Source organism: Breznakiella homolactica, assembly GCF_016616095.2.
Lineage (GTDB): Bacteria > Spirochaetota > Spirochaetia > Treponematales > Breznakiellaceae > Breznakiella > Breznakiella homolactica.
The window spans coordinates 128,125-142,415 of sequence record NZ_CP067089.2 but is presented as its reverse complement, the minus strand read 5'-3'; the positions used below and the strand labels follow the sequence as shown (position 1 = coordinate 142,415).

At 57.5% G+C, this 14,291-nt stretch carries 14 protein-coding genes; 2 read left to right on the top strand and 12 right to left on the bottom strand.

Annotation, left to right across the window (positions count from 1 at the left end; all coding sequences use genetic code 11):
* On the top strand, positions 1 to 768 hold the full coding sequence (locus JFL75_RS00660; RefSeq protein ID WP_215624782.1) for an RsmB/NOP family class I SAM-dependent RNA methyltransferase: 768 nt from the start codon (positions 1 to 3) through the stop codon (positions 766 to 768).
* Between the two features lie 8 nt (positions 769 to 776).
* Here the strand turns inward: JFL75_RS00660 and JFL75_RS00655 are convergent, their stop codons facing one another.
* The 12 genes from JFL75_RS00655 to JFL75_RS00600 form a co-directional block, all read right to left on the bottom strand.
* Positions 777 to 1,592 (bottom strand): ABC transporter ATP-binding protein, encoded by an 816-nt coding sequence (locus tag JFL75_RS00655; protein WP_215624781.1) that lies wholly within the window; start codon positions 1,590 to 1,592, stop codon positions 777 to 779.
* Positions 1,589 to 2,635 carry a FecCD family ABC transporter permease gene (locus JFL75_RS00650; protein WP_215624780.1) on the bottom strand — a complete coding sequence of 349 codons (1,047 nt, stop codon included), beginning with the start codon at positions 2,633 to 2,635 and terminating at the stop codon, positions 1,589 to 1,591. Before JFL75_RS00650 ends, JFL75_RS00655 begins: the two co-directional genes overlap by 4 nt.
* Positions 2,625 to 3,521, bottom strand: a complete 897-nt coding sequence (locus tag JFL75_RS00645; protein ID WP_215624779.1) for an ABC transporter substrate-binding protein — start codon at positions 3,519 to 3,521, stop codon at positions 2,625 to 2,627. Before JFL75_RS00645 ends, JFL75_RS00650 begins: the two co-directional genes overlap by 11 nt.
* Positions 3,522 to 3,523: 2 nt before the next feature.
* Entirely contained in the window at positions 3,524 to 4,291 is a 768-nt protein-coding gene (gene truA / locus JFL75_RS00640; protein WP_215624778.1) for a tRNA pseudouridine(38-40) synthase TruA, read from the bottom strand.
* A complete protein-coding gene (locus JFL75_RS00635) occupies positions 4,284 to 5,156 on the bottom strand; it encodes a DUF2225 domain-containing protein (RefSeq protein WP_215624777.1) in 873 nt (290 codons plus the stop codon). The genes truA and JFL75_RS00635 overlap by 8 nt, the downstream gene beginning before the upstream one ends.
* 60 nt (positions 5,157 to 5,216) lie before the next feature.
* Positions 5,217 to 5,591, bottom strand: a complete 375-nt coding sequence (locus JFL75_RS00630) for a holo-ACP synthase (protein ID WP_215624776.1) — start codon at positions 5,589 to 5,591, stop codon at positions 5,217 to 5,219.
* Between the two features lie 5 nt (positions 5,592 to 5,596).
* A complete protein-coding gene (locus tag JFL75_RS00625; protein WP_223292735.1) occupies positions 5,597 to 6,571 on the bottom strand; it encodes a CdaR family protein in 975 nt (324 codons plus the stop codon).
* Positions 6,561 to 7,397 carry a diadenylate cyclase CdaA gene (gene cdaA / locus JFL75_RS00620; protein ID WP_215624774.1) on the bottom strand — a complete coding sequence of 279 codons (837 nt, stop codon included), beginning with the start codon at positions 7,395 to 7,397 and terminating at the stop codon, positions 6,561 to 6,563. Before cdaA ends, JFL75_RS00625 begins: the two co-directional genes overlap by 11 nt.
* A gap of 5 nt (positions 7,398 to 7,402) precedes the next feature.
* Positions 7,403 to 8,251 (bottom strand): dihydropteroate synthase, encoded by an 849-nt coding sequence (gene folP / locus JFL75_RS00615; RefSeq protein WP_215624773.1) that lies wholly within the window; start codon positions 8,249 to 8,251, stop codon positions 7,403 to 7,405.
* Positions 8,248 to 10,158 (bottom strand): 1-deoxy-D-xylulose-5-phosphate synthase, encoded by a 1,911-nt coding sequence (gene dxs / locus JFL75_RS00610; protein ID WP_215624772.1) that lies wholly within the window; start codon positions 10,156 to 10,158, stop codon positions 8,248 to 8,250. Before dxs ends, folP begins: the two co-directional genes overlap by 4 nt.
* 654 nt (positions 10,159 to 10,812) lie before the next feature.
* Complete coding sequence (miaA, locus tag JFL75_RS00605) at positions 10,813 to 11,796, bottom strand: tRNA (adenosine(37)-N6)-dimethylallyltransferase MiaA (protein ID WP_215624771.1); 984 nt, start codon at positions 11,794 to 11,796, stop codon at positions 10,813 to 10,815.
* 4 nt (positions 11,797 to 11,800) lie between these two features.
* Positions 11,801 to 11,992 carry a DNA-directed RNA polymerase subunit omega gene (locus JFL75_RS00600; protein ID WP_215624770.1) on the bottom strand — a complete coding sequence of 64 codons (192 nt, stop codon included), beginning with the start codon at positions 11,990 to 11,992 and terminating at the stop codon, positions 11,801 to 11,803.
* A gap of 774 nt (positions 11,993 to 12,766) precedes the next feature.
* On the opposite strand from JFL75_RS00600, the gene JFL75_RS00595 reads away from it, so the two are divergent.
* Positions 12,767 to 14,290 carry a protein kinase family protein gene (locus JFL75_RS00595; protein ID WP_215624769.1) on the top strand — a complete coding sequence of 508 codons (1,524 nt, stop codon included), beginning with the start codon at positions 12,767 to 12,769 and terminating at the stop codon, positions 14,288 to 14,290.
* The last annotated feature ends 1 nt before the right edge of the window (position 14,291 follow it).

Here is a 14,291-nt window from a genome sequence, read left to right as displayed (position 1 = left end):
ATGGGCGAAACGGATTTCGAAGAATATTACCGGTCGGTATACAAAGGCCGGTGGGAAAAACTCCGGGCGGCCCTTCTGGAGGAAACGAGTCCCGTTCCCTATAGCCGGGGACTGTGCGCTCCCTATACGCTGGACCGCGCCTCGGTTCTCGCGGCGGAATCCCTCAGGCTTCCCGGAGAAGGGACTGTCCTGGACGCCTGCGCCGCGCCGGGAGGTAAGAGCCTGGTGATAGCCTCCGCCATGGGCGCGGAGGTGCGTCTTCTGGCCAATGAACTGTCCGGGGAACGCCGGCGGCGGCTCGTCAACGTGCTCGGCAAACACCTCAGCGGCGAACAGAGGAGCCGGGTAACGGTTTCGGGTTTCGACGCCGCGGCGCTGGCGGGGAAAAAGAGCGAACGGGAACGGTTCTCCGGCATCCTGCTGGATGCTCCCTGCTCGAGCGAACGCCACGTCCTGGCGGATAAGAAAGCCCTCGCGCAGTGGACCCCGGCCCGCCCGGTCTTTCTCGCCCGGCGGCAGTGGGCGCTCCTCTCGTCGGCCTTCCTGCTCCTCAAGCCGGGGTATTCCCTGGTTTACGCGACCTGCGCCGTCTCCTCCGAGGAAAACGACCGGGTGGCGGCGCGGCTCATGAAAAAATATTCCCCCGGGCTCGAACTGGACAGGCCTGATTTTTCCGAGGGTGAAGAAACGGAATTCGGCCGCCTTATTCTTCCGGACAGAGCAGGCGGGATGGGCCCCATGTATGTAGCCCGGTTCAGAAAACTGTAGCGGCGGTATTACCGGGCAGCGCCGTCCCGGGCCGGAGCCAGGGGCTGGTAGACCAGAGGAACCGAAGCGTTATCGGGATGTGCCCCGACCCGCACGGGAAATTCAAAAGCCCTTTCCAGGAGATCTTCCCTGAGCACCGCCGCTGGGGGACCGATAGCCAAAAGCTCCCCCGAAGCGATAAGAGCGACCCGGTCGGCGTACTGGGCGGCGAGATTGAGATCGTGGAGGCTGACCAGGGCCGTACGGTCCCGGCCGGTCAGCCTGCGCAGAAGCTTCATCACCGCGGTTTCATACCGGGGATCGAGATGGCTTACGGGTTCATCCAGGAGGAAAACATCCGCCTCCTGGGCAATGGCCCGGGCTATGAGAACCCGCTGCAGTTCCCCGCCGGACAATTCCAGGGTGTTTCTTCCGGCCAGATCCCCGATTTCCGATTCCTTCATCGCCGTTTCCAGGGCTCTGCGGTCCCGGGGACCTTCGCCGCCGAACCAGCCCCGGTGGGGAAACCGGCCCTGGGCAATGAGTTCCTCCGCCGTAAATGGCCACGACAGACTCGCCCCCTGGAACAGGAACGCCATTTTGCGCGCCCGCGCCCGTTTGCCCATACCTTCAAGACTTGTTCCTGAAACAAATATATCCCCCGAAAGAGGCGCCACAAAGCCGGCAATGGTTTTGAGAAGGCTCGTCTTGCCCGCGCCGTTGGGCCCCACCAGGGCAACCAGTTCTCCCGGAAAAAGGGAAAAACTGATGTCCCGGAGTACTGTTTTATTTTTATACCCCACCGAAAGGTTCCGGATTTCCAAAGCCGGGGCGGAACTGTTCATGAAAAACTCCCGATATTCCGGCCGCGGCGGATCAGAAGGTAGATGAAAAACGGCGCCCCCAGAAGGGAAGTTATAATTCCGATGGGCAGTTCCATGGGAGCCAGGGCAATCCGGGCAATAATATCGGCCAGCAGTACGAGAAGCGCACCGCCCAGGGCCGAGGCGGGAAGGAGCCGCCGGTGGGACGGGCCGGTCATCATCCGGACGCTGTGGGGAGCCACCAGGCCGATGAATCCAATAACCCCAGCCGCCGAAACCGCCGCCGCGGTGGCCAGGGACGCTCCGAAGGCAATAATAAGCCGGGTCACCCTGAGGTTCACCCCAAGGCTTTCCGCGACCTCATCCCCCTGGAGCAGCAGATCCAGCGGCCGCATACACAGAAAAAGCATAAAGCACCCGGCGGCCATCACCGGAAGGGAAACGCCCAATTGCCCCCAGGAGGCGCCGCTGAGGCTTCCCAGAAGCCAGTAATAGACCCGGTGGAGATCCCGGTCGTGTATCACCAGGATAAACGAAAGCAGCGCCGAAAAGAACGCGCTCAGGGCGGTCCCCGCCAGGAGCAGCGCCGCGGCGGGGGGCGGGTTTCCCGCGGACCGGGAAATAGCAAAAGCCAGGAACACCGCGCCCAGGGCTCCCGCAAAAGCCATAAGAGACATAGGAGAAACCGGTCCCAGCCCGGCGAAACCGCCGACCACCGCCAGAGCGGCTCCCAGGGCAGCCCCGGAGGAGGCCCCGATAACATAGGGGTCAGCCAGGGGATTGCGGAAAAAACCCTGGAAGGCGGCCCCGGACACGGACAGGGCCGCGCCCACCGCCAGAGCCAGGATTATCCTGGGGAGCCGGATATGGAACAGAATGGTCCAGCTGGTTCCGTCCCCTTCTTTTTCCGCAAAATACAATAAAGCTTGCTGTATATCCTCCAGACTCAGACGTACCGTCCCCAGAAACAGCGCCGCCACAACTGCGGCAGCCAGGGCAAGGGAAAGCAGAATTATCAGGAGCACGTACCGGCGGCCTGCCCCGGGAGCGTCCCTATTTTCCATGGATAATCCGGGCAATTTCCAGAACCGCATCGGCGAGCCGGGGGCCGCTCCGGAGAAGAATATCATCGGATACGACACTGATATTGCCGCCAGCCACAGCGGGAACGGAAGCCCAGCCGGGCCGCTGCCGGATTTTCAACGGATCCGCCGCCGCGCCGTGGGCGTCGGAAAGGAGAATCCACGCCGGCCGCCGGATGAGAACCTGCTCGCCGCTCACCTGGGGCCACATTTCCGTCAGGTCATCAAATATATTCCGGCCACCAGCCCGGGAAATAGCCTGGCTAACAAAAGTTCCGCCGCCGGTGCTGATGACCGGATCATCCCAGAGTTCCCAGTAAACCGGAACCGTGGGTTTTCCCCGGCGGATTTCTTCGGCCTGGGCCAGCTTTTCCCGCATCCCTGCGATGGTCCGGTCCGCTCCCGCATGGGTTCCGGTGAGAAGCCCGATAGTTTTGATGGTATCGAAAATACCATCGAAATCTTCCGGTTCCACCGCGAAACAGCGGATCCCGATACCCTCAAGAAGGGTGATGACACGGGTATGCATAAAGCCCGAAAGGATTACCAGATCGGGTTTGAGGGCGGCTATCTGTTCGATACTTACCGTGGCCCCGGAAAAGCCGCCCACCTTTGTTTTTTGCAGGGCCTCCGGCGGGTAGTCGCAGAATTCCGTAACCCCTATGGTACTGTCCCCCGCCCCGATGCTGAAAAGGATTTCCGTCACCGCCGGACTGAGGCTGACGACGCGCCGGGCGGGCGCTTCCATGGTCACGGTCCGCCCCAGTACATCCGTAAAGGTATGGGGGTATGCCTGCCCCGGAAGAGCCGGAGAAACAAAAAGCAGTATCGATATGGGCAGCAGCGCCCGCAGGCAGCGGCGGTTCATGATCAGCTCCTGTAGTAATCTATCTTCCAGAGAAAGAGTCCCTGGGGAACGGCGGTAGGACCCGCCAGAGTCCGGTCGCGGGAACGCAGTATTTCCCGGAATTCACCGGGGGAAATTTTCTTTTCCTCGCAATACAGAAGGGTACCCAGGATGGAACGCACCATTTTCCATAAAAAGGCATTGGCGCTGATTTCAAAAACCAGGAACCCTCCCTCGGAGAAAAAATACGCCTGTTCAATATACCGGCTCCGGGATTTGCTCGGATCCTTCGGGCTGGCAAAAACCGAACAGTCCGTCTCGCCCAGGAGGCACCGCGCGTAAGTATTGAGCAGCTCCAGATCCGGGGTACGCCAGATCTGCATGGCATAGCGCAGCTCATGGGGCAGCCCCCGGCGGCCCGGAATAATATAATACCGGTAGGTCCGCAGCTTCGCGTCGAAACGGGCGTGAAAATCCGGGGAGGCTTCCAGGGATTCTAGGACGCGGACATCCCGGGGAAGCAGCGCGTTAAGGGCCGGAATAAACCGTTCCGGCGCCATATTCCGTATATCGGTATAAAAGTTCGCCACCTGCCCCGCGGCGTGGACCCCGGCGTCGGTCCGGCCGGATCCCGACAGACTGACGGGTTTCTTGTGGATCCGCTCCAGGGCCGCCTCGATTTCCCCCTGGACGGACCGGTCCGACGACTGGCGCTGCCAGCCGGAAAAATCAGTACCATCATAGGAAACCAGGAGCCGGATATTCCGCGGAACCCCGCACTGTTCAGTCATCGGTCTCGTTGAGCTCTTTATTGATAGTATCGTACAGGTTCCTGGCGTGTTCCAGAAGGGGACCCGGTTTGGTTTTGCTCGATTTGCCGAGGCCGAATATCTTCGCGATGGTTCGCTTGGATTCCCCCAGCAGTTCAATCCGCCGGTTTGAGTCTTCCCGGGGGCCGTATTTCAGCTGGAGCAGCGCGGAAAGGTACAGAGCCCCTTCATACCCGTAATTCTTGTCCGTATCCGGCCCGAAATTTTTGATCCCCGAAAGAGGTTCCTTCCCCGACTGCTCTTTGTATACCGCCTCGGAATACAGGAACTGGGCTTTCTTCTTAAAAAGAAGGGCGAGCCAGTCGAAATTCTGGTCCGGGTATTTTTTCTGCATTTCATCAAAGAGCCATCCCGCCCGGATCGCGCAGATACCCTGTTTGATGGTGGGTGAAAAATCCTTGGGGAAGTACCCGTAGCAGCGCAGGGCAAGGTAGTGGGATGCCGCTCCGTCTATGAGATCCCGGGGGGTGCTGAAGTCCACCGCGGGAAATATATTTGCCACTTCCGCCATACGCTGTTCCTGATCGCCGAGGATCCGTTCCCGGTCATCATCGGGGAGGCTGGTGAAGTCCTTGTCCATGGCGGCGAACCAGCATTCGGGACAGACCGTCACCGGATACGCCAGGGGATACACGTCTCCGTATTTTACCGAAGGTTCGTACAGCCGGTGGAGTTCATCGGTGATGGCGCCGGCAATAAGCCGGCCGCCGCCGGTAAGCAGTTCCTCCCGGCGGAAGGCCGCGCTGCAGACAGGACAGAACACTTCATCCTTGGAGAGAAAGGTGGCTTTTACTTCCCGGTCTTCAAAACTGGCAATATCCATCATTGGTCTTTCCGCCTTAGAGCTTCTCTCAAAACTTTCTCAGTTTTAAAATTGCCTCTTGGTTTACCCCGCCTCAAGTACAATCATGGCGATGGCGTTATCCCGTTCATGGGTAAGGGAAATATGCACTTTGTCGGCACCGCTCCGCTCCAGGGCGGCCAGGGCCGTACCGAAGAGACTGATCTCCGGCTGTCCGTTGTGCCGGTTCACCACCATGATATCCTTGAGGACGATCCCGCTTAAGCCTGTTCCCAAAGCCTTGCCGAAAGCCTCCTTTGCGGCGAACCGGGCGGCCAGGGAGAGGCTCGTCCCGCGCCCTTTGGAACGGGCCGTCCGGAGTTCGTCGGGATGGAAGTACCGTTCCAGCAGACCGGGAATTTGCATCCACCGGTCGAGCCGGCGGACATGGACAACATCAATACCGATTCCTGCTATCATACTGCCTAACCTTGGTCTTCTTCATGATCATCCTCATGTTCACTGGGAATGATCTCCACGATTACTTCCTGGGGATCGTACCGGACCACAGTAAACAGCGGCGGAACGGTAACCTGCACCGGGATCGAATACGTTCCGGGCTCATCAATATTGGCACAATCCAGGGTCATGATCGCCCCCCAGGGAATGTAATCCTCCAGCCGGTTCTGCCCGCCTTCCAGCCGGACACTTCCGACACTCACCTCAGGGGAAGCCAGGAACTTGTCATTTAACCCGGTGATACCAATGAGGAGGTTATCGAAATTTTTCAGCATGATAAGTTCCTGGATAAAACCCCGGAACTCCACGGTGCCGCTGCCCCGGATCATCATGAGCGGATCCCGGTTGAGGACCCGGACCGTGGTGGTAAAATTCTCATGCCTCCCGTTGAGTTCTATATAATCGGTGGGAAGCTCGGTTATTCCGTTGATGATCCCCTGGGGTCCTTCGATTTCAACCTGGGATGGATCCATGGTGTAGGAAACCAGTTCGTACCCGGTTTCGAGGTATCCCCGGAAACTGGGAGTCAGGGGCACGTATTTACTCAGTTTCTGGTCCAGGCCGACGGCTATTTCCAGGGGATCAACGTTTATCTCCAGGGGATCAACCCCGACGGCGGTACCCTTTTTCCGGATCTGGATCGGCGCTTTGTAGAAACCGGGATCGTTGTATTTTGTCAGGTCGACATACACTTCAATATCATCTTCGAGAATTGGATAAATACTGTTGGCCTCTCCGCGGAGGGATACCCTGATCATCCGGGGGTAGGAACTGGAAGGAACGAGATTTCCATTGGTTTCGATCTTAAGGGGAACGGAAAAAAACCGGTCCTCCAGCATACTCATCTCATGGAATACAAAAAGGACCAGGGCCAATGCGACGGAAAGAACCTTGGCAGGCCAGTTTTCCACGGCCTTTTCAAAAAATTTCCTACCGTTCACTGAAGACATCCTTTCCGTCGTCCATAGCCGGAACCGCCGCCTGCTCAGCTTCCCCGCTCCGGCCGCCGCGGTCGATAATTTCCTTCAGTTTTCTCTGAACCTCTATGGGTGATAAGTCGTAAAACAGCTTCGTATCGTAGGCCAGGGATATTGCCCCGGTTTCTTCGGAAACTACCAGGATAACCGCGTCGGACTGTTCGGACATCCCCAGGGCGGCCCGGTGCCGGGTGCCGAAGCTTTTCCGTATATCCTGTTGCTCCGAAAGGGGGAGCAGGCATCCGGCGGCGGCGACGCGGCCGTTCTGGATTACCACCGCCCCGTCGTGCAGCGGGCCGTCAAAGGCGAAAATAGTAATAATAAGGCTCGATGAAAGGTCCGCGTTGAGTTTGGTTCCGGTATCGATGATATTTTTTATGCTGATGCGCCGGGGAAAAACCACCAGCATCCCCCGCCGCTGTTCGGACAGGATCTCCGCCGCGGTAACCACCGCCTCAAGCTGTCCCAGGCGGGGTTTCGCGTCCAGCCGGAACAGGTTCCCCTGGCCGATACGCATAATTATCTTCCGGAGCTCCGGCTGGAATACAATGGCAATGGCGATAAAAAGTCCCGGGGCGAGAAGATTCAGTATCCATTGGAGGGTATTTAATTTAAGGAAAAAAGCCAGGCCGTAAACCAGGGCAAGGAAACCCGCCCCCTTAACGAGCTGCACCGCCTGGGTTTTAACCAGAAGATCGTAGGCTTTGTACAGCAGAAAGGCAAGAATGGCTATATCAAGAACCGGGCGAACCAGGTTATAGAGGGATGAAAGCCGCTGAAACCATTCCACGAGTGTTACCGTCCTTGCCGTTGGGACTGGGCATAATAGATTTTGACGAGATCAACGGTATCCGGCACATCGTGTACCCGGAGAATTCCCGCGCCCTGGAAAAGGGCAGCCGTATTTGCCGCCAGGGTTCCGGCGAGACGGTCCTCCGCGGGCCGGCCGGTGATTTCCCCGATAAAACTTTTCCGGGAAAGCCCTACCAATACAGGATAAACCGTACCGCAGATTTCTGCAAGATGAGCCAGTATATCGAGATTGTCCTCCAGGCGTTTGCCGAACCCGAAACCGGGATCGAGGATTATCCGCTGTTCCGGAATGCCGTTGTTTTTGGCCCGGTCGATCGCCTCGATCAGGTAAGTCCTGACATCGGAGACCACATCCTCGTAATAGGGTTCGTCCTGCATGGTTTCGGGAATACCCTTTTTGTGCATCAGCACCACCATGGCGCCCCGTTCGGCGCAGAGGGGCGCCATATCGGGATCATCCTCCAGGGAAGAAATATCATTGATAATATCAGCTCCCGCATCGAGGACCGCCCGGGCGACCTGGGCTTTCCGGGTATCCACGGACACCGCCACCGAAGACTGTTTCCGGAACGCCTCTATAACAGGTACAAGGCGTTCGATTTCTTCCTCCGCCGTAACGTAGGAAGCCCCCGGCCGGGTGGACTCCGCGCCGAAATCGATGATCCCGGCTCCGTCTTCCGCGGCTTTAAGGGCTTTTTCAACCGCGTCCCCGCCGGTGCTCCGGCTGGGACCGTAAAAAGAATCGCCGTTGCAGTTGACAATGGCCATTACCAGGGGCGGCCCCGAAAAATCGAGGGTACCGCCGCTGGCCAGGTGTACCGTTCCGGTCATCCCAGCACCGCCTTTTTATAGGAAAAAACTTCCTTCCGGCAGGCCGCCAGTACCGAGCCGGCAATCCCGGCCGCGTCCAGGCCGCACAATTCCAGAAGCTGTTTCCGGGATCCCAGTCCGGCGAAATTGTCCGAAACTCCCAGGATACGGATGGATGCGGACGCCCCCATCCGGAGGGCCAGTTCGGCGGCGTACTCTCCGATGCCGCCCTGTTTCATTCCCTCTTCAATAAAGAAAACCGTCTTATACCGGTTTAATACTGAAAGGAGATACTCTTCATCCAGGGGTTTGAGAAACCGCAGGTTGTACAGATCCGCGGACAGCCCTTCGGCATTCAGTATCGACTCCGCTTCGATGACCTGGGAATAGAGGCTCCCGGTAAAGGCGAGGCATACCGGACTATTCTTCCGTTTAATAAATACCCCCCGGCCCTGTTCCAGGGGACAAAAAAAAGCTTCGGTATTTTCCGGGAACGGAGCCTTGGGATACCGGATAGCGGCAGGTCCCTGCCCGCCGGTCCCCCAGTCGAGCATCAGATCCAGTTCCGCGGCTCCCGCCGGGGCAAGGATAGTCATATTCGGCACCGAACGGAACAGCGCGATATCGAACAGGCCCTGGTGGGTTTCTCCGTCGTCGCCGACAAAACCCGACCTGTCCAGGGCAAAGGTTACGGGGAGGTTCTGGAGGGCCACATCGTGGATCACCTGGTCCACGGAACGCTGGATAAAGGTGGAATACACCGCCACCACCGGCCGGAGCCCCTGGGCGGCCAGACCGGCGGCGAAACTCACCGCGTGCTCTTCGGCAATACCCACATCGTAGAACCGGGCTGGGAATTCCGTTCTGAAGGGTGCCAGCCCCGTCCCCTTCTCCATGGCCGCCGTAATGGCCACCACCCGTTCATCGGCGCGCGCCTTCCGCACCATGGCTGAACCAAAGGCTTCGGTAAACACGGGCGCTTCCCGGCGTTCGAATAAACCGTCGTCCACGGAAAACGGGGAAACCCCATGGTAAGAACTGGGGTCCGATTCGGCGAACTGATAACCCTTCCCTTTCTGGGTAATAACGTGGACCACCACGGGCTTCCCCAGTTTTTTTACGTCCTCCAGGACCTGTTCCAGCCGCTGGATATGGTGGCCCTCTATGGGGCCGACGTACTCAAACCCGAGATCCACGAAAAAGTTGTCCGTATAAAAAAGGGCCTTTACCCCGCGCTTCATCCGGACCATGATGTCGTAGAACGAAGCCCCGATCAAGGGAAAACCCTTGACCGAACGGTCTATCCAGCGGCGGATCCGCTGGTACCGGCTCTTCATGCTGAGCCGGCTCAGGTATTTTGAAAGTCCGCCCACATTGGGGCTTATGGACATTTTATTGTCGTTGAGGATAACCACCAGGGGCAGGCCGAGCTGTCCCGCGTGGGAGAGGGCTTCAAAGGCCAGTCCCCCGGTAAGAGCGCCGTCGCCGATTACGGCCACCGCCTTGCCATCGCCGCCTTTGAGGGATTCCCCGGCCAGGAGTCCCAGAGCCGCTGAGATGGAAGTCGACGCGTGGCCGGTATTAAACGCGTCGTGGGGACTTTCGGAACGCTTCGGAAACCCGGAAATTCCGCCGTTCTGCCTGAGCCCGCTGAATTCCCCGTACCGTCCGGTGAGCAGTTTATGGGTGTAGCACTGATGGCCTACATCCCAGACAATCTTATCTTTAGGTGAGTCAAATACCCGGTGCAGCGCTATGGTCAGCTCCACAACCCCGAGATTGGAAGCCAGATGGCCGCCGGTATGGCTTACGGTGGAAATAATTACATCGCGGATTTCATCCGCCAATTGACTTAACTCTGAATACGAAAGACGGGATAGATCATTGGGGTCATGGATATGTGCAAGAAGCGGCTCTTTTTTATACATACTACTAAACAGTATATATCAAAACGGGGATTTCGTCAGGATGACGGCCCCGGCGTATGAACAACACAATAAAACCTGCTTTTAGTAGAATATCCTGGCGATATCAATAAAGAAAAAAAACCGCGGTAAAACCTTCCCGCGGTATTATAAAGGGGACTATCGTTTGTTCTTGTGTCTGTTCTTTCTCAGCTTCTTCTTCCGTTTATGTGTGGCAATCTTTCTAAGTTTGCGCTTTCTTCCACAGGGCACTTCTGAGTCTCCTTTCAATCAATAAAATGAATCCCGATAAGACGAACAGGTGCAGGGTTGGCCTGTTTAACAGGAAACTTACCATAGTATGAATTACAGAAACGAAAAGGTCAATAGGGGGGAGCACCGAGTCTGACAAGCCGGAAAGCCTCCGTATTTACCGAATCAGCGGGTCCTGTCATAGAGAAATGGGTTTGGCTCCGTGTCGGCCTGCGGCCTCGAAAGTCGCTCAAACTCATTTCTCTATGACACCCGGTGTTACCATTACAGCCGGGGGCTTTCCGGCTTAACCGGCTCAGTGCTGCCCTTCCAGGGGGGCTGCTCCCCCTCGCTCCATAGAGTTTTCCGCTTATGCGGAAAACTCTATTACGCTACCCCCACTTCTGGTTTCTGGATAAAGCAAGGTCAGGCCCCGGAAGCGAGGAATGCTTCAAGTTTTGAGCGGATGGCGGCGGCCGCGTCGGGGCCGGCGTCGATCCACACGGCATCGGGGATGGAGGAAAAAAACACAATCTGCCGTTTGGCGTAGCGCCGGCTGTTCCGGGCAATAAGGACTTCAACCCCCGGAAGATCCCGGGAGAGTACCATCCCGCCGTCTTCCCCGGGAACGAAAAATTCCTGATAGCCGATGGCCCGCAGCCCGGGGTAGCCGGGACCGTAGCCCTGTTCACAAAGCCGCCGGACTTCCTCCGGCAGTCCCTGGCTGAACATTTCCGCGGCCCGCCGGTTTATTCTATGGTACAGTTCCTCCCGGGGACGCCGGAGTCCGATAATGAGGAACCGGTACGCCGGCCGGGGACTGTCGCTGTCCGGAGCCGAACCGGTCTGGGAAAAGGAACTGAGCGGCCGCCCGGAGCTGCGGTATACCTCCAGAGCCCGGAGTATCCGGTATTCATCGTTGATATGGATCCGGGCGGCGCTGACCGGATCGTATCGGACCAGCTCATCCATAAGTTTTTCAGCACCCCGGGAACGGAGTTCTTCCTGTAAAAGCATCCGGATTTCCGGGTCCGACGGCGGCGTTTCGGGGAGGCCCAGGACAAAATTCCGCAGATAAAATCCGGTTCCCCCGGAAATCACCGGAAGCCGTCCCCGGCCGGTTATGGCGCAGCAGGCATCATCCGCCAGGCGGACAAATTCACCGGCGTTAAACTGTTCATCGGGGTTTTTAATATCAATGAGATGGTGAGGAAGGCGGTCAAGGAGTTCCTGTCCGGGTTTCGCGGTACCGATATCCATTCCGCGGTAGACCTGCATGGAGTCCGCCGAAACGACCTCCGCGGGGACAACCGCGCCGGGGCCGGCAAAAAGCCTTTCCAGGATCTCGGTCTTTCCCGACGCCGTGGGCCCGAAGAGAATACATACGGGCATGGGCTTTTGACCCGGCATCTCGCTATTCTTCGAGGCGGAATTCTATGGCGTCGGTAAATAACTGGCGGGCTGCCAGGGAAACCACCTTGCCGTCGTTTGCTTCGATTTCAGGATCCTTGAGCATGGAAAGCTGATAGGCCCGCCGGGAAGCGGCGCAGGTAATTTCATACATATTACCTTTGTATTCAATGAGTTCTTCTAATGGAAAAATCATATATATCAGTATATACAAAAAAAACGTTCCGTGTAAAGACGGCAGGACGCCTGCATTACAGGTGGTACCCGGCAGCGAAGCATGGAGGTACAAATCAACTGGGGGTACCGCCTGAGGGTAAGGGCTCTGGCTCCTCGTCGGCCTGCGGCCTCGAAAGTCGCTCAAAGCCCTTACCCTCAGGCACCCCGCGTTACTTTTTCCCACCATGCTTCGCTGCCGCCTCACTGCACATAATGCAGGCGCCCTGTCTTAGCAGGGGTTGCCGGGTGAGGGAGAATAGAGCCGGATTTGTGTGGCGGCCATCAGCTGTCAGTACGGCCCCCTGCGGAGTTCAGGAAAGCGTATATACCTAACGGTAGGTATTACTAAAACAGGAACCAGAAGTGGGGGTGGCGTAAGACTTGCCGCCAATGACGACAAGTCTTTTAGGAGCTTCGCTCCGCAAAACTCCACCCGTAATGCGACAAGGCTGGAGCCAGGGGGAGCAGCCCCCGCGGCAGGGCAGCACCGAGCCGGTTAAGCCGGAAAGTCCCCGGCCGTACTGGTAGCGACGGGTGTCGTAGAGAAATGGGTTTGAGCGACTTTCGAGGCCGCAGGCCGACACGGAGCCAAACCCATTTCTCTATGACAGGACCCGCAGAACCGGTATCACCCGGGAACTTTCCGGCTTGTCAGACCCGGTGCTTCCCCTTTATTGACTTAGAACCCCTCAGTAGGTACTTTTAATAAAGCAGGCAGGTGTTTCTGTGTACCCGGTAACTAAGGAGCCGCTCCATGGTGCGAATAATTCATTTTGAAGTTGAAGGCCGGCCGGCCCTCGGCTTTGACACGGGGCTCAATGCCAAGGCTTTTGCCCAGGCAAAATTAGCCCAGCTGATAACCCAGCCGGGGTATATCGTTTCCCCGGAAGGAACTGTGGAACTCTGGAAACCTGTGGGCGTGACCGACCGGGACGGGGCCATGATTATCTGGGGGCCGGTATTTTTCGGGGTTTCCCTTTCCGATATTATCGAAGAACCGGACAGAAACAAAGCGCTGGATGCGCTCCGGTCATGGATACGGGCCAGGATTGTCCTGCAGGAACAGGTCGAAAATCCCCCCTACCCCTGGCCGGCGGGGGCTATTGTAGCGGATTCGGGGACCATTCTTTTTCCGCCGGACGGGCTGATCAAACGGGCTCTGGACGCGGAAGGCCCCGAATCATGGTTTGAGGGAGCCGAACGCTGGGTTCACCCGGATTTGAGCGGGGAAAACGCCGCGGTATTCAGCGCCGGGACAATGCTGTACCGGATATTCTGCGGGGTGCCCCCCTTTCAGAATGGGGATATCAACAAAATCCGTTCTGATATCCGGGAAGGTGTGTATTTTCCCACCCGGCTTATAGCGCCGGGATTAAACGGCAGTATTGCCCTGCTGATTGTGGAGTCTATCGCCCCGAACAGTTATTTTTCCGGCAAAAAAAGAGACGGGAAACAGGAAACCGGCGCGGATAGTCAGGATTCCGGCCAGAAAGGAAAAACCCGGCCGGGACTCCGGGAGCTGGAAAGCGTCCTTGGTCCCGCAGGCTCAAAATCCGCCGATTCGTTTTTCAGTTCCATCAATGACAGTGAACTCACGAAAATTGAGGCGGAACGGAAACAGTACAAAAAACGCCAGGATCTTTCGGTCAATACCCGGCGTTTCATCTACCGGAACACTACCATATTATGCGTGGCGGTTATCGCCATGGTCGTCCTTGGTTTAACCATTCGCAGTATTATCAAAAGCAGAAATGAACAGCCTTCAACGGCGGGTATGACGCCCCTGGAGGTGGTTGAAGCCTATTACGTCTCCTTTGACAGCCTGGACCATACCATGATGGAAGCCTGTGTGACCGGCAAAGCCGGCAAGGGCGATATCGATATGGCCCGCAATATATTCGTCATTTCCCGGGTCAGGCAGGCCTATGAGATGACGAATCCCGTGACTTCCGCCCAGCAATGGCTCGACAGCGGATCTCCGCCGGTGGAGACCCTGGTATTCGGCATCACCGGCTTATCCATAGAGGAACTGCCCTCTTCTTCACCGGATGAGCGGCCGGTTTTCAGGGCGGAGTACACCCTATGGGTTACCCAGGGAAAGGATTCCGAGGCCGGCGACGAATCCGCCGCCATAAAAGAAACCATGGATATACAGCATCCCGCGGAGGAGAGCCCGCTTGTGTATCCCGTGGGCACGGCCCATATTGACACCATTACGCTGGGTCTGGTAAAGGATGCCTGGCGGATTGAGCAGCTGGACCGCCGGCAGATTGAGTAAG

What these genes read in the sequence shown, in the direction of transcription:
- dxs (WP_215624772.1), bottom strand. Translation starts at nt 10,158, where the DNA reads ATGTATAAAAAAGAGCCGCTTCTTGCACATATCCATGACCCCAATGAT.
- miaA (WP_215624771.1), bottom strand. Translation starts at nt 11,796, where the DNA reads ATGCCGGGTCAAAAGCCCATGCCCGTATGTATTCTCTTCGGGCCCACG.
- JFL75_RS00660 (WP_215624782.1), top strand. Translation starts at nt 1, where the DNA reads ATGGGCGAAACGGATTTCGAAGAATATTACCGGTCGGTATACAAAGGC.
- folP (WP_215624773.1), bottom strand. Translation starts at nt 8,251, where the DNA reads ATGACCGGAACGGTACACCTGGCCAGCGGCGGTACCCTCGATTTTTCG.
- JFL75_RS00645 (WP_215624779.1), bottom strand. Translation starts at nt 3,521, where the DNA reads ATGAACCGCCGCTGCCTGCGGGCGCTGCTGCCCATATCGATACTGCTT.
- JFL75_RS00635 (WP_215624777.1), bottom strand. Translation starts at nt 5,156, where the DNA reads ATGATGGATATTGCCAGTTTTGAAGACCGGGAAGTAAAAGCCACCTTT.
- JFL75_RS00630 (WP_215624776.1), bottom strand. Translation starts at nt 5,591, where the DNA reads ATGATAGCAGGAATCGGTATTGATGTTGTCCATGTCCGCCGGCTCGAC.
- JFL75_RS00595 (WP_215624769.1), top strand. Translation starts at nt 12,767, where the DNA reads ATGGTGCGAATAATTCATTTTGAAGTTGAAGGCCGGCCGGCCCTCGGC.
- JFL75_RS00600 (WP_215624770.1), bottom strand. Translation starts at nt 11,992, where the DNA reads ATGATTTTTCCATTAGAAGAACTCATTGAATACAAAGGTAATATGTAT.
- truA (WP_215624778.1), bottom strand. Translation starts at nt 4,291, where the DNA reads ATGACTGAACAGTGCGGGGTTCCGCGGAATATCCGGCTCCTGGTTTCC.
- JFL75_RS00650 (WP_215624780.1), bottom strand. Translation starts at nt 2,635, where the DNA reads ATGGAAAATAGGGACGCTCCCGGGGCAGGCCGCCGGTACGTGCTCCTG.
- JFL75_RS00655 (WP_215624781.1), bottom strand. Translation starts at nt 1,592, where the DNA reads ATGAACAGTTCCGCCCCGGCTTTGGAAATCCGGAACCTTTCGGTGGGG.